A 24,132-nucleotide genomic window follows, 5' to 3' on the forward strand; every position below is an offset into this window, starting at 1 on the left:
AAAATCCCATTGGATCAAGCTAGAGATAAAAGTAAGTATGAGAAGTTCTCATTACAAAAATTACTTACATTAATTGATAATATTAATAAGGATCATAAATTATTAGAGTCGTCAGATTTATTATTGTTTGATGGCAATTTAAAAAATAAAGATGCAAAATCATACTTGTATGACATAAATAATGTAGAAAAACTAGAGAAAATATTTATTACTAAATTTAAAGTGCTATCAAAATTAGTTTCAAAAAGAGCTCTTAATTTAAATAATAAATACGACGAATTAAATGAAGTTGTTAAAACAAGAATTTATAGCATTTTAAATAACGAAAATGAAAGAGTTTATTTTGTTTCATATGAAGCAGCAATCAAACATTTAATGCAGCTTCAATATCTTGCAATTACAAAAAAAGTAATTAAAGAAAATGAAATTCATAAGTTTGTTTATCAAGGTAAAGAATTTTCAACTATAGAAGAAGTAATTAATTATTGTAAAAAATTCATTAAATCAGTTGATGAATATGTAAAAAATAAAGGAGAAAAAGATGAATAAAAAATTATTATTAGGCACTTTAACATCATTACCAATTCTACCAGTAGTATTATTGTCAACTTCTGCTATTAATAATAAAAAAATAGAAAATAATAATACTAATAAAAATTCAATGATTAAAAATCAAACAGTAAGGCAAAACTCTAAATTAAAATATGTTATTACAATCGATAATCAAGAAATGACTTTTGATTCTAAAGAAGAAATTTATAAATATCTAGTAAATAGAGTACAAGTTAATGGTTATCTTGGTAAAAAAGAATATAAAAACTATGATGGCCAAATTGATATGGACCCTAATAAATTAAATTTAGTAGATTTTTCTAAAATGAAAAAAGCATATAAAGATATTCATGGTAATTATAGTGATGATTTAGATAGTGTAATTCGTTCATATTTACCAGAATTTGCTATTGTTAAAAGATATTATGATCATCGTAATCAACCTTTTAAAGATCCTGAAGCTGCAAAAAATAGCATTATTCAAAATTCAGCCGATGATATAGTAGATAATTTATTTTATAAATTAAATTACCATTATAATGGTCAAACTATTGAAAAACATTACAATCCTTATAACAAATATGATATTGAAGAATTAATGCAAGATATTTATGATAGAAAAGTTCTGGGAACTGAAACTAAAACTTTTCAAGCTTTAAAATTAAATGATGAAGACGGCAATGAAAGACTTTTATCATATAAAGGGCAAATTGAGAATTTCTTTACCACTTTATTTAATAATGCAATAAAGGATTTTACTAATCAAGCAGCAAAAAAACGTTATAAAGTTACTTTAAAATTACCAAGAATGGACAATATGAATTATCCTAATTATGGTAAAGCTTATTTTAAAAACTTTGCCTCAGATAGTTCTAATGAATGACAATATAATGGAACTCAAACAGAAATTTATAAGTATGTTGATGAAGAATGAATTGAAAAATATTTTGAAGAATTAGAAGTATTAAAAAAGAATGATAAAGCAAATGAATTTGTTAGTAAAAATTTTAATCGTTATTACTCAAAACGATTAACTAAAGAAATTAAAAATCCTAATTATAAACCTAACGGAAATGGGCGCCAAAAAGAATACTTTACCAGAGCTTATTATAATCATTATGCTGATTTAAAAGGTGACTTTTTAGATTTTAAATATCTTAATTTAGCGGCTGAAAATTATCATGATGAGTATCAAATTATTACGATTTTAAATCACGATCGTTGGACTTACAATAATTTTGGTTTAGAAATGAATGTTGAATTTGATAAAAAAGATTTCGAAAACAAAATGAATAGTTTAAAAAATGAATTTATAGAGGATAATACTTTCTTTAATAAATTTAAGAATTTATTAATAAATGTAATTCGTAATTTAAATAATAAGAAAGAAGAAAATTATTTTAATAATTTAGAAAATGACAATAATTTATGAAAAATGTTATGAAATATATTCGAGGAAAAATTAAATGCTTTTCTCAAAAAAATTAGAGAAAATAATGATAATAACTATGCAGCTTTAAAATTTAATGATTCTAAAACATATTATCAAGATGCAAAAAATGTTTTATGAAATTCTTGAAAAAATTTAAAATTATGAAAAATTTTCTCTAAATTAAAAATAAATTTTGAAAATGAAATAGAAAATATTTTTTATCATAATAAAACTCAACCACTTTTTTATAAAAACAAAAATTATAGTTTTACTAATTTAACAAATAAAAACAAAAAATCAAATGAATATTTTGATTTTATAAAACAAGATGATATTAGTGAAATAAAAAATAATAGGGAATTTATTGAAAGCCAAAAACAATTTGCTTTAAATAGAAAAATTAACTTTATTGATAATTATTCAAATTATTTTTATTTAGAAAATTTAGAAACATTTAAATATAAAAATTTTATTCAATATAAAGAATCTTCAAATGGAAGTTATCAACTAAATAATTCTTATTCTTCATTAAAAACTTTTAAGGACGATACTGAAGTTAATGCTTATTTAAAAAGAATAAAAGAAGACGGCATTTTACCAGAAACAAGATATACCATTGTTGGTTTAGAAAGTACTTTAGATTCAAATGGTATTAAAATGTTATTAGATGAATTAGGATTTAATGATCCAAGCACAATTACTAATAATTATCGAATAATCTTACAAAAATTGATTTTACCTTCAACAGAAAAAATCTTTTATTTAGATAATGATCATAAATACTTACTTGATTTAAAATATTTTAATTTATGAAACATTAAGATCAATAATGAAAAATATCATTTTGAGAGTTCACAAGCTATTACTAAATTTATTATTAACTATGTTAATTTAAACGCTAAACCAATTACTAGAGGAGTAAAATAATGAAAAAATCACTTTTATTTATACCGTTGTTATCGTCGTTAGCAACTTTACCATTATTAATAGCCTCAAAATGTAAACAAGAAGAAACTCAAGAACAAAAAGATGAAAAACTTACCAAAAAATATGAAAAAGAATATATTGATAAACAGCGATATGTTTTTGATGACTTTGAACAATTCAAAATGAGAGATGAATATTTTTATTTAATAAAAAACCCAACTTTTAATGATGTATGAAATGATTATGCTAATAGAAACATAAAGTCATACGCATTAACAGATAAATTTTTTGAAGATTTTAATAAATGATATGAAGATTTTCAATGAAAATTTAAAATTTTTAAAAGAATAATGAATAAATATGCCGCTAATGAAATAATTAAATATCAAAACCCTAATAATGGTATGGACCCCATTAATTTATATTATGTAAAAGAAGTAAAATTTGATTTTTCTCGTAAAATGGGTTCACAAAATTATGCCTTGCGTATGGGAAGGAGCGATTTTTCAGTATTTTTAAAATTATTTAATATACCAAATTTAAATTTAAATGCTTCTCCTATTCTACCTGATTGAACAATGCTAACTGAAATAAATTTAAATAAAACTTATTATTCTAAAATAAATATAACATCGAATTATGGACTTATCTTTCGCGAAGAATTGAATAAAATTAGAGAAATATTTTCTATACCCAAACCTTATTATAAAAATGATCATTTTATTACTCACCCAGCTGGAAAAGATGATTTTCAAGGAGAAGACCGTATTCCAAGAATTGAATTTTATACATTTAGAGGGCTTAGAGACGAAAGCGCAGATAATGAAATACTAAATTTACGTTATAAAACTTCATTTGATAAAGGATGAAAAGATATTGATGTTGATTATTTAAAAGAATATGGTAATTATGATACTTTTAAATTTAAAAGTTATCGTGTCAAAATTGTTGAATATGACCCCAAAAAACCTTTAGATGCCACCCCTTCTAAAGTAGATGATTTTGTTTTATCAGAACATGGCTTATAAAAAATTATTATTAGGTACTTTAACATCATTACCAATTCTACCAGTAGTATTATTGTCAACTTCTGCTATTAATAATAAAAAAATAGAAAATAATAATACTAATAAAAATTCAATGATTAAAAATCAAACAGTAAGGCAAAACTCTAAATTAAAATATGTTATTACAATCGATAATCAAGAAATGACTTTTGATTCTAAAGAAGAAATTTATAAATATCTAGTAAATAGAGTACAAGTTAATGGTTATCTTGGTAAAAAAGAATATAAAAACTATGATGGCCAAATTGATATGGACCCTAATAAATTAAATTTAGTAGATTTTTCTAAAATGAAAAAAGCATATAAAGATATTCATGGTAATTATAGTGATGATTTAGATAGTGTAATTCGTTCATATTTACCAGAATTTGCTATTGTTAAAAGATATTATGATCATCGTAATCAACCTTTTAAAGATCCTGAAGCTGCAAAAAATAGCATTATTCAAAATTCAGCCGATGATATAGTAGATAATTTATTTTATAAATTAAATTACCATTATAATGGTCAAACTATTGAAAAACATTACAATCCTTATAACAAATATGATATTGAAGAATTAATGCAAGATATTTATGATAGAAAAGTTCTGGGAACTGAAACTAAAACTTTTCAAGCTTTAAAATTAAATGATGAAGACGGCAATGAAAAACTTTTATCATATAAAGGGCAAATTGAGAATTTCTTTACCACTTTATTTAATAATGCAATAAAGGATTTTACTAATCAAGCAGCAAAAAAACGTTATAAAGTTACTTTAAAATTACCAAGAATGGACAATATGAATTATCCTAATTATGGTAAAGCTTATTTTAAAAACTTTGCCTCAGATGGCTTTGATGAATGAGAATATGCTAATGGTAATAGAACTGAAATTTATAAATATGTTGATGAAGAATGAATTGAAAAATATTTTGAAGAATTAGAAGTATTAAAAAAGAATGATAAAGCAAATGAATTTGTTAGTAAAAATTTTAATCGTTATTACTCAAAACGATTAACTAAAGAAATTAAAAATCCTAATTATAAACCTAACGGAAATGGGCGCCAAAGAGAATACTTTACCAGAGCTTATTATAATCATTATGCTGATTTAAAAGGTGACTTTTTAGATTTTAAATATCTTAATTTAGCGGCTGAAAATTATCATGATGAGTATCAAATTATTACGATTTTAAATCACGATCGTTGGACTTACAATAATTTTGGTATGGAAATAAATGTTGAATTTGATAAAGAAGATTTTGGAAACAAAATGAATAGTTTGAAAAATGAATTTAGACAAAGTGGTGATTCTTTTTATAAATTTAAAAACTTATTAAAAAATGTAATTGAAAAATTGAATAAGAGTAATGATAAAAATTATTTTGATAATTTAGAAGATAACAATAATTTATGAAAAATGCTATGAAATATATTTGAAGAAAAATTAGATGATTTTATAGAAAACAATACAAAAAACAATCAAGGAAATTACGCAGGTTTAAAATTTAATGACTCCAAAACATATTATCAAGATGAAAAAAGAAATTTGTGAGATTATTGACAAAATTTAAAATTGTGAAAAGTTTTTACTAAATTAAATATGAAGTTGGATAATAAAATTGAAATTATTTATTATAAAAAAACTCAACCAATTTTTTATAAAAATAACACTTATAATTTCATTAACTTAACAAATAAAAGCAAAAAGTCAAATAACTATTTTGATTTTATTAAGTCAAATGAAATTAATGAAATAAATAACAAAGAATTTATTGAGAACCAAAAACAATTTGCGTTAAATAGAAAAATTAGTTATACTGACAATCACTCAAATTATTTTTATTTAGAAAATTTAGAAACATTTAAATATAAAAACTTTATTCAATATAAAGAATCTTCAAATGGAAGTTATCAACTAAATAATTCCTATTCTTCATTAAAAACTTTTAAAGATGATACTGAAGTTAATGCTTATTTAAAAAGAATAAAAGAAGACGGGATTTTACCAGAAACAAGATACACCATTGTTGGTTTGGAAAGCACATTAGATTCAAATGGTATTAAAATGTTACTAGATGAACTTGGATTTAATGATCCAAGCACAATTACTAATAATTATCGAATGATCTTACAAAAATTAATTTTACCTTCAACAGAAAAAATCTTTTATTTAGATAATGGTCATAAATATTTACTTGACTTAAAATACTTTAACTTATGAAACATTAAAATAAATAATGAAAAATATCATTTTGAAAGCTCGCAAGCTATTACTAAATTCATTATTAATTATGTTAATTTAAATGCTAAACCAATTATTAGAGGAGTTAAATAATGAAAAAATCACTTTTATTTATACCAATGTTATCATCATTAGCAACTTTACCATTATTAATAGCTTCAAAATGTGATCAAAAAGAAACACAAGAGCAAAAAGATGAAAAACTTGCTAAAAAATATGAAAAAGAATATATTGATAAACAGAAATATGTGTTTGATGATTTTGAACAATTTAAGATGAAATCTGAATATTTTCAATTAATAAAAAATCCTAGCTCAAGCGAAGCGTGAAAAGATTATAGTAATAGAAACATAAAAACATATTGACTATCCAAAAAATTTATTGAAGATTTTAATAAATGATATGAAGATTTTCAATGAAAATTTAAAATTTTTAAAAAAATAATGAATAAATATGCTGCTAATGAAATAATTAAATATCAAAATCCTAACAATGGTATGGAACCTATTAATTTATATTACGTAAAAGAAGTGAAATTTGATTTTTCTCAAAATGAAGCTCCTCAATCTTATGCTTTACAACTGGGAGCAAATAATTTTTCGACAATATTAAAATTATTTAATATACCAAATTTAAACTTAAACATTTCTACTATTTTGCCTGATTGAACAATACTAAACGAGATGAATTTTAATACAACTTATTATTCTAAAATAAATATAACATCAAATTATAGACTCGTGCTTGGTAATATATTAAAGAAAATTAGAGAAATATTTTCAGTACCCAAACCTTATTATAAAAATGAGCATTTTATTACTCACCCTGCTGGAAAAGATGATTTTCAAGGAGAAGACCGTATTCCAAGAGTTGAATTTCATACATTTAGAGGTCTTAGAAAAGAAACTGCAGGCAATGAAATATTAAATTTGCGTTATAAAACTTCATTTGATAAAGGATGAAACGATATTGATGTTGATTATCTAAAAGAATATGGTAATTATGATACTTTTAAATTTAAGAGTTATCGTGTCAAAATTGTTGAATATGACCCCAAAAAACCTATAGATGCCGACCCTTCTAAAGTAGATGAATTTGTTTTATCAGAACATGGCTTATAAAAATGGTCAAAAAACAATTTGCGTTAAATAAAAAAATTAGTTATACTGACAATCACTCAAATTACTTTTATTTAGAAAATTTAGAAACATTTAAATATAAAAACTTTATTCAATATAAAGAGTCTTCAAATGGAAGTTATCAGTTAAACAATTCTTATTCTTCATTAAAAACTTTTAAAGATGATACCGAAGTTAATGCTTATTTAAAAAGAATAAAAGAAGATGGGATTTTACCAGAAACAAGATACACCATTGTTGGTTTGGAAAGCACATTAGATTCAAATGGTATTAAAATGTTATTAGATGAACTAGGGTTTAATGATCCAAGCACAATTACTAATAATTTTCGAATGATCTTACAAAAATTAATTTTACCTTCAACAGAAAAAATCCTTTATTTAGATAATGGTCATAAATATTTACTTGACTTAAAATACTTTAACTTATGAAACATTAAAATAAATAATGAAAAATATCATTTTGAAAGCTCGCAAGCTATTACTAAATTCATTATTAATTATGTTAATTTAAATGCTAAACCAATTATTAGAGGAGTTAAATAATGAAAAAATCACTTTTATTTATACCAATGTTATCATCATTAGCAACTTTACCATTATTAATAGCCTCAAAATGTAAACAAGAAGAAACACAAGAGCAAAAAGATGAAAAACTTGCTAAAAAATATGAAAAAGAATATATTGATAAACAGAAATATGTGTTTGATGATTTTGAACAATTTAAAATGAAATCTGAATATTTTCAATTGGTAAAAAATCCTAGTTCAAGAGAAGCGTGAAAGGATTATACAAATAGAAATATAAAAACATATTGATTAACAGAAGAGTTTTATAAAAATTTTTATAAATGGTTCAAAAATTTTCAGTGAAAATTTAAAATTTTCAAAAGAATAATGAATAAATATGCTGCTAATGAAATAATTAAATATCAAAACCCTAATAATGGTATGGACCCTATTAATTTATATTATGTAAAAGAAGTAAAATTTGATTTTTCTCAAGGTATGGATTCACAAAATTATGCATTAGAATTATCGAATGGAGAATTTATGGATATACTAAATTTGTTTAATATACCAAATTTAAATCTAAATATCTCTCCCATTTTACCTAATTGAACAATATTAAAAGAAATTAATTTTAATAAAACTTATTATTCTAAAATAAACATAACATCAAATTATGGACTTGTACTGAAAAGTGTATTGAATAAAATTAGGGAAATATTTTCTATACCCAAACCTTATTATAAAAATGAGCATTTTGCTACTCACCCTGCTGGAAAAGATGATTTTCAAGGAGAAGATCGTATTCCAAGAATTGAATTTTATACATTTTGAGGTCTTAGAGAACAAAACGCAGATAATGAAATACTAAATTTGCGTTATAAAACTTCATTTGATAAAGGATGAAACGATATTGATGTTGATTATCTAAAAGAATATGGTAATTATGATACTTTTAAATTTAAGAGTTATCGTGTCAAAATTGTTGAATATGACCCTAAAAAACCTTTATATGCTGACCCTTCTAAAGTAGATGAATTTGTTTTATCAGAACATGGTTTATAATTAAGTTATTTAAAAATCGGTGATTTGTAATGTCAAAAATAGAAAATATAGAGCAAAAAATATTGCAATTAGATGGAGGACCTTTTCAGAGACTTTGCGACGGATACTTATTTAAACTTGGACATAGTAATATTGTTCCACTTGGAAGTCAATCAGGAACTAATAAAAAAACTACCTTAGGCACACCGGATAGTTATTTTGTCTTACCAAATGAAAAATATGTTTTTGTTGAATATACAACTCAAAAACAAAATTTATTTAAAAAAATTAAAGAAGATTTACATAAGTGTTTGGACATTCATAAAACTAAAATTTCTCATAACGAAATTGAAAAAATAATGTATTTTCACACCTCATCAAATATAAAACCACATTAAGACAAAGAATTAAAAAATATTTGTAACAAATCGAAAATAAAGTTAGAATTGATTGGAATTTCCGAAATTGCTAATAAAATATGTAACAATTATCCCATTTTGGCACGTGAATATTTAGGAATAGATATTAGTACTAATAATATTATGGAAATTAATGATTTCGTTAAAGCATATAATTCAAATAAATTTGTTTCTGCAATTGATAAACCTTTTTTATTTAGAAATGAAGAAATGTTAGAAATAGAAAACGCTTTTAAAGAACATGATATCGTTATTTTGAATGGTTTTGCAGGATGCGGAAAAACACACTTAGCGTTACATTATATTAGTGAATATACGAAAAATAATAACATAAAAGCATATTGTATTAGAGACATGAACTTGCCAATATACCAAGATTTAAAAATATATATAAATAAAAATTCTTGCATAGCAAGAACTGATATTTTACATATTACGTTAATTTTGTTGTTGTAACATAGCTTTTTTATTTTTGTTTATAATGATTGATAAACAAATAATCGATAGAATAGGAAATACAATTGCACCAATTAATGTTAATATGTAAAGCGTAGGATTTGTATTTTCTTTAATACCATATATTGTAACAATTAGTGTTAATATAAATCCAGCTAAATAAATTCATGCATTAGGAAATATTAAAAACATAATTGTTATAAAAAATGGTCCCATTCTAAAACCATCACCTTTAGCATATTTTAATAATGCAACGTCAGCAATATATAGGCTTATAGTGATAATAATAAGAAGCGTTTCAATTGACAATATAACTAAATCAACGATGGCCAATTTATTTCTTTCCTTCAATTCTTTTTTCATATTCTCTCCTTAATATTAATTATACAATTAAGCAAAATTAATTGATGCTTTGCTTTACGAAGAAAGAATTTTAATCTATATAATTTATTGACGTTTAACAATTCCTAGTTAATTGTTTTGATTGCTCTTTATCGTATTGTTTTATAACATAGAAATTGCCTTACAAAAAACATTAAAAATTTAAAAGAAATTGATTTAAAAAAAGTGGAAAATTGGTAGCAACATTTCAAAGAATAATACTATAATATTGAATTAGGTTATAACTATGGTGATATAACCGAAGAGTTTTATATGAAGGGCATCATAAGTAAAAGATTTTGAATAGTATTTTGAACTTTGAACTCATGTTTTGCTTTAATCTATCTTGCATTTGCATATATTAATTACTCATTAATCTTAGGGCATGTTGCAGGCTGCTTAACATTTTCATTTTTTATTTATTGTTCATCACTTTTATTTAAAGAAAAAAACTCAGATAAAGATATAAAAATTAAACCAAGTAAAGCAAAAAATGTTGTGTTTTTTGCTTTATTAAGTATTGGAACATTAATAATTGTTTCGATTTTCTTTTTAATAAACTATTTATATCGAAAATATGTTGACAAAACAATTAACTTGTTTTTTAAAATCATTAATTTTTTAACTTTTGCAACACCATTTTTACTATTTACATTAACTTGTTTAATTGAAGTTATTGCAAACAGAAAAGATTTAAAAAAGAATGTGAAAGGAGTAATCAATGGATAAGTTTTTTGACAAAAAAGTCTTTAATTCATGAGGCCCATTGGATAAATTAACCAATAACTTAGTTGCTAGTTTGACTTTTTTAATTATCATTACATTTATTTTATGTATTTTAATTTACGTAGCAGTTAAAAGACAAAAACCTAACAAAGCACCATCAACTGGAGTATTACTTGTTGAAGGACTAATTACAATGGGCGATAATTACTCATCAAATTTAGCAGAAAATAAATTTGACAAAGCCAACCCTTATTTTATTTCACTTTTTTGTTTCTTGTTCTTTGGCCATTTAATTTCATTATTTGGTTTTGCTCCAATGGGAAGTAATTTATCCGTTGTTTTTGCAGCGACTTGTGTTACTTGACTTGTTACTTTAGGATTAGGTTTTGCATATAAGAAAATAAGACAACTAATTTCTTTAATTAATCCAATTGAAATGGCTGGTAATTTTTCACCTTTAATTTCTTTAACATTTAGGTTATTTGGAAATATTATTGGTGGAATTGTTTTAATCACATTATTACATCACGCACTAGATAGTTTGTGAGCTAAAATGATTAAAGCATCATCAACTGAATCACCTGCGGTTATTTTAAATCCAATAAAAATGTTGATCACACCATTTTTCAATGCTTATTTGGATGTTTTTGTTGGAGCAATTCAAGCATTTGTCTTTATGACTTTAACAATTTCGTATTGGTCGCAAAGTGTTGAAAAAGAAGTTAAAGAAAAAGTTAAAAAACAAACTAAAAAAGTTAAAAAAGAATTATTGAATCAACAAACGAATTATGAAATTCAAAATAATGTCCAACCTCAACCTCAAATTTAATTAAAAGGAGATAGTTATGGAAAATATTATAAATACATTTAGTCCAGAAAAAATTAAAACAGGAGATAGTGGGCTTGCATATGGACTTGCATCAGTTTCTGCTGCTGTAGCAGTTTTAGGTTCATCAATTGCCTCAGTTGCACAAGGTATTGGTGTTGCTAAAGCCGTTGAAGCTATTGGAAGAAATCCAGAAGCTATGTCAAAAATCCGTTCAGTAATGATTATTGGTCTTGCTATTGTTGAAACTGGATCAATTTACTGTTTTATTATTGCTTTATTATTAATTTTCGTATAGTTAGGAAGTTATCAAAATGATTAATGCTTCAAAAACTATTACTGACAAAATTAATGAAATTTTTGATGGTCTTAAAGTTAGCTGACCATATTTTGTGTTTTCATTAATTGCATTAGGTCTTTTAACTTTAATGATTACATTTTTGGTTTACAAACCTGTTAAAAAAATGTTAAAACAAAGACAAACATTTATTCAAAATAACATTGATGAATCAATTAAAGCAAAAGAAAAAGCATTGGAAACGCAAGAAAATATTGATAAACAAATTATTGAAGCAAATTTAAAGGTGTCAAATATCTTAACTGAAGCTAAATCTGAAAGTGAAAAGATTATTAATGATGGTATTAGTAAAGCTGAAAAGCAAGGAGAAATGTTAATTGAACAAGCTAATATCTTAGTTGAAAAGAAATATGCTGAATTTGAAAAAGTTCAAAAGAAAATCATTGTTGAAAACGCAGTTGAACTCGCTAAGAAAATTCTAAAACGTGAACTTAAAGACAAAGATAATAAAAAACTTGTTCAAGAACTTTTAGAAAGCTAGTTTTATGAAGAATTTAAACGAAATAGTTTATAACTGATCTTATGCTTTATTAGATTTAGCTAAAGAAGAAAACAAACTGCATGATATTACAAGTCAAGTAGTTGAAATTGAGAAAGTGATTAAAGCAAACAAGGAATATTTAAGATATTTAAACACTTATAGTGTTGCTTTTGAAACAAAATCAAAATTAATTGATGAAGCTTTTTCAAAATTTAATAAATATGTTGTTAATTTTATCAAATTAGCAATTCAAGCTAATGTTGCAAAATATTTATTAATTATATTTAAGAAATATATTGAAATGGCAAACAAAGAATTAAACATCAAACATGGAACAATTTATACAACAACTAAATTAACTGCAGCTGAAATTGCAAAATTTGAAAAAAAACTTTCTAATAGACTAAAAACTGAAGTTCATCTAGTAAATCAAATTGATGAAAATTTGATTGCAGGTATAAAAATAAAAGTTGAAGACTATATTTTTGAAAATTCTATTGAAGCATACTTAGACAATTTTCAAAAACAAAGTTCTAATTAAGGAGAAATTATGGCGATAAAACCAAATGATTTATCAGCAATTATCAAAGCACAAATCAAAAATTTTGAACAAGATGTCTTTTTTAATGAAGCTGGAAGAGTAATTACTGTCGGTGATGGAATTGCTTTAGTTTCTGGACTTGAAAACGTTGAATATGGAGAACTTGTTAAATTTGAGTCTGGTGTTTTTGGAATGGCTTTAAGTTTAGAAGAAGATTTAGTTGGTATTGTTGTTTTAGGATCTGATCGTTCAATTGTTGAAACTGACCATGTTTATCGTACCAAGCAAGTTATTTCAACAACTGTTGGTGATGCTTTATTAGGCAGAGTTGTTAATGCAATGGCTTCTCCTATTGATGGGAAAGGCAAAATTGTAAGTAACATTCAACGTCCTATTTTTAAAATAGCACCTGGAGTTATGACTCGGGAAGAAGTTAATGAACCATTAAAAACAGGTCTTTTATTAATTGATTCTATGATTCCTATTGGTAAAGGCCAACGTGAATTAATCATCGGTGATAGGCAAACTGGAAAAACTGCAATTGCAATTGATACAATCTTGAACCAAAAAGGTAAAGATGTTTATTGTATTTATGTTGCAATTGGACAAAAATCATCAACCATTTCACAAATTGTCGATAATTTAGCAAAACAAGATGCGATGAAATATACAACAATAGTATCAGCATCTGCATCAGAACCTGCACCTTTGCAATATATAGCACCATATACTGGAATTACTATTGCAGAAGAATGAATGTCAAAAGGTAAAAATGTTTTAATCATTTATGATGATTTATCAAAACATGCTGTCGCTTATCGGACATTATCATTATTACTACGTCGTCCACCTGGACGTGAAGCATATCCTGGTGATGTTTTCTATTTACACTCGCAACTTTTAGAACGTTCAGGAAAATTAAACAAAGAAAATTGTGGAGGTTCAATTACAGCCTTACCAATTGTTGAAACACAAGCAGAAGATATCTCAGCTTATATTCCAACTAATATTATTTCTATAACTGATGGTCAAATATTTACCAAAGAAAATTTATTTAATTCAGGTCAACGACCTGCAATTGATATAGGTTATTCTGTAAGTCGGGTAGGATCTGCTGCTCAAACTAAACTTATGAAAAAAATTGTTTCAAGTTTGAAACTTGAACTTGCACAATATAACGAAATGCAAGCATTTGCACAATTTGGATCAGATCTTGATGAATCAACTCGTGATATTTTAAGTCATGGTGCAAAGGTTTATGAACTTTTAAAACAAAGTCAATATTCACCTTACACTGAATTTGAACAAATTATTATCTTGTTTACTTCAAAATATAGATTAATTAATCCAATTCCAAAAGAACAAATTTTGAAATATAAATACGAATTAATTAAATATTTCAAACAAGATCCTAAAGCTAACGCTTTAATTCCAAAAGTTGAAATGGCAAAAGATTGAATTAATCCATTAATTAAGGAACTTTGAGAATCAATCAATAAATTTAATAAAAACTTTATTGGTTCAATTCCATATTATAAGAAAGAAAACTTTAAAGAAGTACCTCCTTTAGAATTAAAATAATGGCAAGTTTACAAAAAATTAAACATAGAATTAGTTCAATTAATTCAACAGAAAAAATTACCAAGGCAATGGAATTAATAGCAACTGCAAAATTTGCTAAAATCAAAAATGATTTAGATCAAGTACATAGTTACTATTTAAGTGTTAGAAAAATCTTTTATGACTTACTTAGATATTCAACTCCCAACATTGATGTTTTATTAGATGAATCTGCGACTTTGAAATATGAAAAGAAAAGAAAACTTTACATTGTTTTTGGTTCAGATTTAGGACTTTGTGGCGCATTTAATACTAATATGCTTAAAAAAATCAATGAAGTTGTTACTGATGAAGATATTTTCATCACAATTGGTAGCAAATTGCTAAAAATGCTACAAAAACGTCCAAATACTCACATTATTCAAACATTAACTCAAACTGGCGATGAACCAAATTATGAAATTGCAAAAATTCTTGCACAAAAGATTTATGATGTCCTTCAAATCTCTGATTTATCATCAATCTCAGTTATTTACACTAAATATATTAATGCAATTGACTCAGAACCAGTTGTTCGTGAAATTTATCCAATCACATTTTTAGAAGAAGAAAAAACCGAACCCATGTTAGATGCATCTTCTTTTGAACCAAATGCTGATGAAATTATATTTAATTCATTTGTCATGTTTTTTGAAGCTTCAATGTATTATGCATTTTATAACTCAAAATTAGCTGAAATGAGTATGAGAAGAACAGCTATGGAACAAGCAAGTGATAATGCCCTAGATTTAATTAATGATTTAAAATTAGAGTATAACAGAAACCGTCAAGCTAAAATTACCCAAGAAATTACTGAAATTGTTGGTGGAGCTAGCTCAGAATAGGAGAAAAATATGCCAATAGAAACAAAAACTACTAAAAAAGTAGCAACTAAAAAAGTTGTTAAAAAAACTATTACAAAAACTGATGAAAAAATTACTAAACCAACTAAAAAGGTTTTAACTCCATCAGATAATTTTGGTATTATTACTCAAATTCTGGGTTCTGTTATCGATGTTAGATTTGAAGAAGGTAAAATTCCTAAAATTTTAAATGCTTTAGAAATCATTCAAGATGATTTATCTAAACCAAAGCAAATTTTAGAAGTTGCACAACATATTGGAAATGATTCTGTAAGAACGATTGCAATGAATCTAACAATTGGTTTAAAAAGAGGCATGCAAGTTAAAGATTTAGGTGCACCTATTTCTGTACCTGTTGGAAAAGAAGTGTTATCTAGAATGTTTAACGTCTTAGGCGAACCTATTGATGGAAAAGATGCAAAATTCAAAGAATTTCAAGTAATTCACCGTCAAGCACCAAGTTATGAAGAACAAAAACCAACTCTTGAAATTTTTGAAACAGGTATTAAAGCAATTGATTTATTAATGCCTTATATCAAAGGCGGAAAAATCGGTTTATTTGGTGGTGCTGGTGTTGGAAAAACTGTTTTAATTCAAGAACTTATTAACAACATTGTTAAACAACATGGTGGACTTTCTGTTTTTGCTGGTGTTGGTGAACGTACCCGTGAAGGAAACGACTTATATAATGAAATGAAAGCGTCAGGCGTTTTAGAAAAAACAGCCTTGGTTTTTGGTCAAATGAATGAACCTCCAGGGGCTAGAATGAGAGCACCTTATACTGCATTAACTATGGCTGAATATTTTAGAGACACCTTAGGTCAAGATGTGCTTTTATTTATTGATAATATTTTCAGATTTACTCAAGCTGGTTCTGAAGTTTCAGCATTATTAGGTAGAATGCCTTCAGCTGTAGGTTATCAACCTACTTTAGCAACTGAAATGGGCCAATTACAAGAAAGAATTACATCAACTAATAAAGGATCAATCACCTCAGTTCAAGCTGTGTATGTTCCAGCAGATGACTTAACAGACCCTGCTCCTGCTACAACATTTACACATCTTGATGCTAAAACTGTTTTGGATCGTGATATTGCAGCTTTAGGTATTTATCCTGCAATTGACCCTTTAGCTTCAAATTCAAGAATTATGGACCCAAATGTGATTGGAATAGAACATTATCAAACAGCGCGTGATGTTCAAAATATCTTACAAAGATTTAAAGAATTGCAAGATATTATTGCTATTTTAGGTATGCATGAACTTAATGATGAAGATAAGAAAATTGTTGCTCGTGCAAGAAGAATTAGAAACTTTTTATCACAACCATTTTTCGTTGCAGAAAAATTTTCAGGTCTTAAAGGCGAATATATTTCTTTAAAAGATAACATTCGTTCATTTAAAGAAATATTATCTGGAAAATACGATGATATTCCAGAAGAAGCATTCTTATATGTTGGAACTATTGATGATGTATTAAAAAAAGCAGAAAAGATTGCTAAAAGACAATAAATTATGTCAATAGAAACTAATACAAATACAAATTCAAATAATTTTAATTTAATCATCAATACACCTAAAGGACTTTTTTTAGATAAATATGTTTCAATAGCAACTTTCAAAACCACCGAAGGATATCGTGGTATTATGAAAGATGCTATTGAATTTACTGCCGCTATTGTTCCGTCAAAAATTTATTTAACTTTGGATAATAAAAAAGAACAAATATATTACATTGATCATGGAATAGTACATTTTAAAAATAATGTACTTTCAATCATTGTCAACGATATCTCTGAAAAACCTATTGAAGAAGCTAAATTAAATGCTCCTAAAGATGATAAGTATACAATTATTGAAGAAATAAAAATTAAACATAATATTGTGAAATAAGTGTTATTATTATAGTTGTACAGAACTTATAGCTTACTCAAGTATTGTACGCGCTAAAATAAGACGCCTTTATAGGCTGTCGAAATTGCCCCTATCTAGGGGTTTTATTTTTATTTTAATTGTATAATTAAAAAAGTTATAAATTTTTTGGAGTTACTATGAAAGAAAAAAAGAATGTTATATTAGGTTTTGACTTAGGTGTTGGTTCTGTCGGTTGAGCTATTGTTGATAGTGAAACAAATGATATTATTAAGTTAGGTTCTAGATTATTTAACGAACCTGAACTTGCTGCAGATCGAAGAGGTTTTCGGGGAATTCGTAGATTAATAAGACGTAGACAATATAGAAATGATAAATTTTATCGTTTAATTTTAAAATATAAGGATATATTCGGTTTTGGAAATCGCAAGGATATTGAACAAATGTTTGTTAAGTTGAATAGGAAATATTCTAACATTTTGGAGTTAAAGATTCTATCTTTAAATAAACAAATTAATGTTCAAGAATTGGTTTGACTGTTGCATGATTACTTAGAAAATCGTGGGTATTTTTATGAAGATGTTGACAGCCTAGAAGAAATTGAAAAAAATGATGTTAAAACAACATTATTTCCTTCACAAATACTGTTTAATTTCTATAAAAAATATGGAACAGCTAAATCATTTAATAGCTATATAGATGATGAATTTAGATACAATTTTTCAAATAAAAATTGATTGCATGAACTAAATAAATTATTTGAAATTCAAAAAACTGATGCAAATTTTATAAATGATTATTTAAAGATATTTACTGCTATAAGACCATATGCTAAAGGGCCTGGCAGTATAAATAGTTATTCTGAATATGGAAGATTTAAATATAAAGATAATAAACTTGTCGAAGCATATAGCAATATTTGGGAGAAAACTATTGGAAAATGTAGTATTTTTCCATCTGAATTAAGAGCGGTAAAGAATTGTGCTAGTCATGAAATTTTTAATATTTTAAATGAACTTAATAATTTAAAAAATAGCGAATATTTAGATTGAAGATTAACAAAAGAAAATAAATTAGTAATTTTGAATGATTTGCTAAATGAATTTTCAACATCAAAAAGTTACAAAGGTTTAAAAGCAAAGACTTTTATTCCATTTTTAGAAACTTATTGTTTAAATAATAATTTGCCCTTTTCATTAGATGAATTGAATAAGATTGATAATCAAGGATTTAATGGATTTAAATACGATAAAGAGACTACAAAACCTGAGTTTGTTGAAATTAGAAATATTTTTGAAATTATTAGAGTTTTGGCGGAATTTGGTATTAATACAAATGTATTAACCTTTAATGATGATTTAGTAAAACAATATTATCAATCAGATTTAAAATATGAACCCACAACTTGAATAACCTTATTTAATAGAATTGTAGATACTTTGAATAATTTCAAAGACAAAGAAAATAGAATTGAAAAATTAAATATTCTTAAAGAATTGTTTGAATCAATTTTTAATGATATTAAAGATGAGAAACTTGCAAATATTATTGAAGCCATTGCAATTAACAAGAAAATTAAGGCAAGTACTACTGCATCTTTATCATTAAAAGCTTTAAATTTGTTTTGACCAGAAATGTTAAATACTAATTCAAATTTTGAACAATTGAAATTTAATCCAAGTTTTTTTTAATAAAGAAGATTACAAAGATAATTTTGAGCAAACTGGTAAGTATATTAATTTAAAAAGTTTAGATAATCAAATTATTCCTCCATCAGTTAAAGCTACAATAAGAGAAGCTATTAGCATTTTTAATAAAATTAAAAAATTATATTCAAATGAATTTAATATTACAAAAGTTGTTGTTGAATTGGCACGTGAAAAGAATGATAAAGAACAACGTGATACTATTACTAAAATTAATAATATAAATAAGAAAAGAAAAGAAGATGCTATTAAATTAGTAAATGATTTAGAACCAAATTTATTTGATAAAGAATCAATTGAAAAGAAAGCATTTAAAGTTTTTTTATATCAACAACAAGATGGAAGAGATCCATATTCAGGTCAATTTATGAATTTACCTGAACTAATAAAAAATGATAACTATTGTGAAATTGATCACATTCTACCCTATTCCAAATCTGCAAATGATTCTATTTCAAATAAAGTTTTGGTTTTAAAATCTAGCAATCAAATTAAAGGAAATAGAATTCCATATGATTATTTCCAAAATACTGTTTTAGAAAATGGTTGAAATTGACAAGAATATAAAAATTGAGCTTATAAAGTTATTTTAAATGGTGACTTAACCAAATTTTCAAACAAAAATCAAAGAATACAAAAATACAATAATTTAGTTAAAGAAAAATTTGACGAATATGATCAATTAGATTTTTTAAGTAGAAATTTAAATGATACAAGATATGCTACAAAATATTTTCGTGACTTACTAGGGAATTATTCAAAAAATCATAATGATGAATTTCGTGTTATTTGTATGAATGGTAGTGTAACATCATATTTTAGAAAAAAAGCTTGTTTAATCAAAGACAGAGATGATTATTCTCATCATGCACAAGATGCTTCTATTATTGCGATTATTGCCAATAAATCAAAAAGTATTTTTAATTTGTTATTACATGATGATAGACAAATTAGCTATATGTCTAAAGACGGAACCATAAGACTAATGGATAAAGAAACTGGAGAAATTATTGAAGAAGATTTATCTCCAGAAGATCCTAGATTTAATAAAACTGATTTAGCTATTCAAGATATTGCAGAAACAATTAATGAAAAAATTGCTAATACTATTGGCGATGTTATGTTTTCTAGAAAAACGGTTATAAAAACTAATCCTTCTATTTCAGATCAAACAATTTATGGGTATAGAAAAATTAGTGAAGATAGTGATGAAATATTGCAAATTCAAAAATTAAATTTATTTGAAGTTGATGCAAAAAACAAGAAGTCTAAAGAAAATGTAAAATTGTCTGATTTTTTTGGCGAGAATCCGAAACTTAGAGAAAATTTGTTAATTTATAAGTCTCATAAATCAGAATATGAAAAACTAAATAATATTTATATGCAATATAAGGAAAAAAATGAAAAAGCTCCATTTACTGCATATATGAAGGATTTAACAAATATTGCTCCAGAAATATTCACTACTAACTTAATTAACAACTATATGTCAAATGGTAAGGTAGTTGTGTTTGATCCCACTTCTAAAAAACAAACATTTGTTAAACATTTAAAGTATTTTTTTCCTGACAAAAAAGATTTAAATGTTGTTTTACTAAACAAAAAACAAAATAATAAATCGTTTGTGGAAAATTTAAAATCAATTGGTGTTCTTGTTTACAAAAACAAAAAAGATAAATATGAAATTATTGGAATTAATGCTTTGTTGTATAAATTTAATAATAATGTTAAAAAAAATAAATTATTAATTGAAAATAATTATGACAATTCAATATTACAGAAGGTTAAAAATAATAAAAATATTCCAATAGATAATAAACCAATTAGTATTTTATTTTCTAATGGAACTTTATTAAAAAATAAATTGACTAATCAAATTTTTATAGTAACAAGTTTTACACCATCACTTTCCACTATAGAAATAAAACCGATTTTTATGTCAACCACGAAATATCTAAAAATAATTAAAAATAAAAAAAGTGCAACAACCAGAATGATATTTACTATAAATTCTTTATTTGATAAATTTGAAATAGTTAATTTAGATGTTATTGGTAATCTTTTTGAGTAGAAAAAAATTTAAAAGACAATTTGAATGTTATAAGTACATTCTTTTTGTTTTACCAATATTGTACGGTACTAAGACGTTGGTCTTTGGTTAACTTTTTATTTGCTTGTTATAGCTTACTCAAATATTGTACAGCGCTAAAACCTTAAAGGAAAATTATAAGAATTAGTTTACGTTATAGCTTACTCAAATATTGTACAGCGCTAAAACAATTTAAGTTGAGATGGTAATTTTATAGTAGTTATAGCTTACTCAAATATTGTACAGCGCTAAAACGTTATCACAACTATTAAGTTGCTTTAATGAGTTATAGCTTACTCAAATATTGTACAGCGCTAAAACGTACTTCATATCAATCAATAAAGCAATAATGTTATAGCTTACTCAAATATTGTACAGCGCTAAAACTGAATATTTAGAATATATTAAAACGTCTTCGTTATAGCTTACTCAAATATTGTACAGCGCTAAAACATTACAATGATTGAGATAATACTTATTCTAGTTATAGCTTACTCAAATATTGTACAGCGCTAAAACTAGCATCAATGGTTAATGTTAATGCTGCAAGTTATAGCTTACTCAAATATTGTACAGCGCTAAAACGTTATCACAACTATTAAGTTGCTTTAATGAGTTATAGCTTACTCAAATATTGTACAGCGCTAAAACGTACTTCATATCAATCAATAAAGCAATAATGTTATAGCTTACTCAAATATTGTACAGCGCTAAAACTGAATATTTAGAATATATTAAAACGTCTTCGTTATAGCTTACTCAAATATTGTACAGCGCTAAAACATTACAATGATTGAGATAATACTTATTCTAGTTATAGCTTACTCAAATATTGTACAGCGCTAAAACCTTAAAGGAAAATTATAAGAATTAGTTTACGTTATAGCTTACTCAAATATTGTACAGCGCTAAAACGTGCTCGCTTTTTCTTAGTTAGATATTAAAGTTATAGCTTACTCAAATATTGTACAGCGCTAAAACGTTATCACAACTATTAAGTTGCTTTAATGAGTTATAGCTTACTCAAATATTGTACAGCGCTAAAACGTACTTCATATCAATCAATAAAGCAATAATGTTATAGCTTACTCAAATATTGTACAGCGCTAAAACAGCTGTAATTCTTTGTTGTTTTCTTGTGTTGTTATAGCTTACTCAAATATTGTACAGCGCTAAAACTTTTGCACGTTTTCTAATGATACGTTCAGCGTTATAGCTTACTCAAATATTGTACAGCGCTAAAACGCTTCTCAAATATTCATTTTCTTTAGAGAGGTTATAGCTTACTCAAATATTGTACAGCGCTAAAACTTGTTAGTCCTGCTAACTCTACCTTTTTTCGTTATAGCTTACTCAAATATTGTACAGCGCTAAAACATCAAATTAAATTGAATATCAACAAAATTAGTTATAGCTTACTCAAATATTGTACAGCGCTAAAACTGAATATTTAGAATATATTAAAACGTCTTCGTTATAGCTTACTCAAATATTGTACAGCGCTAAAACCTGGAATATTACCATAAATTTTTGCGTCAAGTTATAGCTTACTCAAATATTGTACAGCGCTAAAACTATATGTCAAGAATGTGATGTAATTATAAAGTTATAGCTTACTCAAATATTGTACAGCGCTAAAACTTGTTGGGTTGTTAATCATATCTTGTGTAAGTTATAGCTTACTCAAATATTGTACAGCGCTAAAACTTTCCTTGTTGTTTTTTTTATATTAAATGAGTTATAGCTTACTCAAATATTGTACAGCGCTAAAACTTTGCTTGTTGTTTTTTTTATATTAAATGAGTTATAGCTTACTCAAATATTGTACAGCGCTAAAACGAGCAAAACCAACAGGAGCAGGAGAAGAAAGTTATAGCTTACTCAAATATTGTACAGCGCTAAAACCTCATTTTTGTTGATTTTGTCAAAAAAACGCTATTTTTATGCATTTTTAGTCAATTTTTGCATTAAAACAACTGCTTTATAATTATATGTAGTCATGTTATGGCTAATTAAATATAAGGAGTTTTTAATGTTTAAAAAAGTTTTAGAAATTAGCAATACTAATTATGTACATTTGTTTTTAGGAAATTTAGTAGTCAAACAAAATGGCGAAAAAACAATTTTACCAATAAATTCAATTGATACAGTTATTATAGAAAATACTAATTTAATTTTATCTATTGCTCTAGTAAATAGTTTAATTCAGAATAATATAAATGTCATAATTTGCGATTATAAGCATTTACCTAATTCGCAAATTGTACCATTCAATGGATATTACAATATGAAAATATTTCAAGAACAAGCATTATGAAATAACGAATTTAAAAATAGTGTTTGAACAAATATTATTAAGTTGAAAATAAAAAATAGTATGCTTTTGCACAAATATTTAAATACTTTAACAATTGGAGATGAAGAAAGTTTTATAACTTTTTATAAAGAGGTTAGAGAAGGGGATTTTTCTAACCGTGAAGGGCATGCAGCAAAATTAAACTTTAAATTATTATTCGGTAGCAAATTTAACCGCGAAGATGAAGATAATGAGGTTAACAAATATTTAAACTTTGGTTATTCAATTTTATTAAGTTATGTTTCTAGATCGTTATCTGCCAAAGGTTATGATTTAAGATTGGGTGTATTTCATAAAAGTTTTAATAATTATTATTCTTTAGCGTGTGATGTTATGGAAGTATTTAGATGTGTTATAGATTATTTAGTTTATACATATTTTAAAGCTCAATTAATTTTGAATTTTCAAGAATTTAAAGAAAATGTTTTTAGAATTTTTTATGAAAATTTCAAGATAGGAAATATGAAAATGACATTAATAGATTACATTGAAAAATTCATTAGTAAATGTTTAAAAAATGAAAATGTTGAGGATTTGTACATTGATTGAAGTGCAAAGTAGAT

22 protein-coding genes and 1 CRISPR repeat array are annotated in these 24,132 nt (G+C 25.1%); of the genes, 21 read left to right on the forward strand and 1 reads right to left on the reverse strand.

Going from position 1 to position 24,132, the window contains the following annotated elements; genetic code table 4:
* The first annotated feature begins 9 nt into the window (after positions 1–9).
* The 9 genes from EXC60_RS02450 to EXC60_RS02490 are packed head-to-tail and all read left to right on the forward strand — an operon-like array spanning position 10 to position 9,771.
* The gene (locus EXC60_RS02450) at positions 10–549 is read left to right on the forward strand and encodes a hypothetical protein (protein ID WP_024544283.1); all 540 of its coding nucleotides are present in this window, start codon (positions 10–12) and stop codon (positions 547–549) included.
* Entirely contained in the window at positions 542–2,911 is a 2,370-nt protein-coding gene (locus EXC60_RS06710) for a hypothetical protein (RefSeq protein WP_165283166.1), read from the forward strand. Before EXC60_RS02450 ends, EXC60_RS06710 begins: the two co-directional genes overlap by 8 nt.
* Positions 2,911–3,939 carry a hypothetical protein gene (locus tag EXC60_RS06715; protein WP_129619916.1) on the forward strand — a complete coding sequence of 343 codons (1,029 nt, stop codon included), beginning with the start codon at positions 2,911–2,913 and terminating at the stop codon, positions 3,937–3,939. Before EXC60_RS06710 ends, EXC60_RS06715 begins: the two co-directional genes overlap by 1 nt.
* Entirely contained in the window at positions 3,914–6,298 is a 2,385-nt protein-coding gene (locus tag EXC60_RS06720; RefSeq protein WP_232612550.1) for a hypothetical protein, read from the forward strand. The genes EXC60_RS06715 and EXC60_RS06720 overlap by 26 nt, the downstream gene beginning before the upstream one ends.
* Positions 6,298–7,326: a hypothetical protein gene (locus EXC60_RS06725; protein ID WP_129619917.1), complete on the forward strand. Its 1,029-nt coding sequence runs from the start codon at positions 6,298–6,300 to the stop codon at positions 7,324–7,326. The genes EXC60_RS06720 and EXC60_RS06725 overlap by 1 nt, the downstream gene beginning before the upstream one ends.
* Before the next feature lie 2 nt (positions 7,327–7,328).
* A complete protein-coding gene (locus tag EXC60_RS02475; protein WP_129619918.1) occupies positions 7,329–7,889 on the forward strand; it encodes a hypothetical protein in 561 nt (186 codons plus the stop codon).
* Complete coding sequence (locus EXC60_RS06730) at positions 7,889–8,917, forward strand: hypothetical protein (protein ID WP_129619919.1); 1,029 nt, start codon at positions 7,889–7,891, stop codon at positions 8,915–8,917. The genes EXC60_RS02475 and EXC60_RS06730 overlap by 1 nt, the downstream gene beginning before the upstream one ends.
* Positions 8,918–8,946: 29 nt before the next feature.
* Positions 8,947–9,294, forward strand: coding sequence for a hypothetical protein (locus tag EXC60_RS02485; protein ID WP_024544380.1), 348 nt, complete (start codon positions 8,947–8,949; stop codon positions 9,292–9,294).
* Positions 9,295–9,342: 48 nt separating this feature from the next.
* Positions 9,343–9,771 (forward strand): PhoH family protein, encoded by a 429-nt coding sequence (locus EXC60_RS02490; protein WP_129619920.1) that lies wholly within the window; start codon positions 9,343–9,345, stop codon positions 9,769–9,771.
* On the opposite strand, the gene EXC60_RS06735 is transcribed toward EXC60_RS02490, so the two are convergent.
* A complete protein-coding gene (locus tag EXC60_RS06735) occupies positions 9,754–10,134 on the reverse strand; it encodes a hypothetical protein (protein ID WP_024544378.1) in 381 nt (126 codons plus the stop codon). The genes EXC60_RS02490 and EXC60_RS06735 overlap by 18 nt on opposite strands.
* A 291-nt stretch (positions 10,135–10,425) precedes the next feature.
* Between EXC60_RS06735 and EXC60_RS02500 the strand changes: the two genes are divergently transcribed.
* The 12 genes from EXC60_RS02500 to cas1 all read left to right on the forward strand — a co-directional run bounded on the left by EXC60_RS02500 (position 10,426) and on the right by cas1 (position 24,130).
* Entirely contained in the window at positions 10,426–10,881 is a 456-nt protein-coding gene (locus tag EXC60_RS02500; RefSeq protein ID WP_024544377.1) for a hypothetical protein, read from the forward strand.
* A complete protein-coding gene (locus tag EXC60_RS02505) occupies positions 10,874–11,707 on the forward strand; it encodes a F0F1 ATP synthase subunit A (RefSeq protein ID WP_024544376.1) in 834 nt (277 codons plus the stop codon). The genes EXC60_RS02500 and EXC60_RS02505 overlap by 8 nt, the downstream gene beginning before the upstream one ends.
* 16 nt (positions 11,708–11,723) lie before the next feature.
* A complete protein-coding gene (locus EXC60_RS02510; protein WP_024544375.1) occupies positions 11,724–12,002 on the forward strand; it encodes an ATP synthase subunit C in 279 nt (92 codons plus the stop codon).
* A gap of 16 nt (positions 12,003–12,018) precedes the next feature.
* A complete protein-coding gene (locus EXC60_RS02515) occupies positions 12,019–12,543 on the forward strand; it encodes a F0F1 ATP synthase subunit B (protein WP_024544374.1) in 525 nt (174 codons plus the stop codon).
* Positions 12,544–12,547: 4 nt separating this feature from the next.
* Positions 12,548–13,084: a F0F1 ATP synthase subunit delta gene (locus EXC60_RS02520; RefSeq protein ID WP_024544373.1), complete on the forward strand. Its 537-nt coding sequence runs from the start codon at positions 12,548–12,550 to the stop codon at positions 13,082–13,084.
* A gap of 9 nt (positions 13,085–13,093) precedes the next feature.
* Entirely contained in the window at positions 13,094–14,665 is a 1,572-nt protein-coding gene (atpA, locus tag EXC60_RS02525; protein ID WP_029670639.1) for a F0F1 ATP synthase subunit alpha, read from the forward strand.
* Positions 14,665–15,528 (forward strand): ATP synthase F1 subunit gamma, encoded by an 864-nt coding sequence (gene atpG / locus EXC60_RS02530; RefSeq protein WP_024544372.1) that lies wholly within the window; start codon positions 14,665–14,667, stop codon positions 15,526–15,528. Before atpA ends, atpG begins: the two co-directional genes overlap by 1 nt.
* 9 nt (positions 15,529–15,537) lie before the next feature.
* Positions 15,538–17,058, forward strand: coding sequence for a F0F1 ATP synthase subunit beta (gene atpD, locus EXC60_RS02535; protein WP_024544371.1), 1,521 nt, complete (start codon positions 15,538–15,540; stop codon positions 17,056–17,058).
* A gap of 3 nt (positions 17,059–17,061) precedes the next feature.
* Positions 17,062–17,439: a F0F1 ATP synthase subunit epsilon gene (locus EXC60_RS02540; protein ID WP_024544370.1), complete on the forward strand. Its 378-nt coding sequence runs from the start codon at positions 17,062–17,064 to the stop codon at positions 17,437–17,439.
* Between the two features lie 158 nt (positions 17,440–17,597).
* Positions 17,598–19,109 (forward strand): type II CRISPR RNA-guided endonuclease Cas9, encoded by a 1,512-nt coding sequence (gene cas9 / locus EXC60_RS06740; protein ID WP_024544369.1) that lies wholly within the window; start codon positions 17,598–17,600, stop codon positions 19,107–19,109.
* Entirely contained in the window at positions 19,075–21,195 is a 2,121-nt protein-coding gene (gene cas9 / locus EXC60_RS06745) for a type II CRISPR RNA-guided endonuclease Cas9 (RefSeq protein ID WP_024544368.1), read from the forward strand. Before cas9 (EXC60_RS06740) ends, cas9 (EXC60_RS06745) begins: the two co-directional genes overlap by 35 nt.
* 105 nt (positions 21,196–21,300) lie before the next feature.
* Positions 21,301–23,118: direct repeats of the CRISPR family, unit length 36 nt; unit sequence GTTATAGCTTACTCAAATATTGTACAGCGCTAAAAC.
* A gap of 127 nt (positions 23,119–23,245) precedes the next feature.
* On the forward strand, positions 23,246–24,130 hold the full coding sequence (gene cas1, locus EXC60_RS02555; protein ID WP_024544367.1) for a type II CRISPR-associated endonuclease Cas1: 885 nt from the start codon (positions 23,246–23,248) through the stop codon (positions 24,128–24,130).
* The last annotated feature ends 2 nt before the right edge of the window (positions 24,131–24,132 follow it).

Origin of the sequence: Metamycoplasma salivarium (assembly GCF_900660445.2) — a bacterium.
Classification (GTDB): Bacteria; Bacillota_I; Bacilli_A; order Mycoplasmatales; family Metamycoplasmataceae; genus Metamycoplasma; species Metamycoplasma salivarium.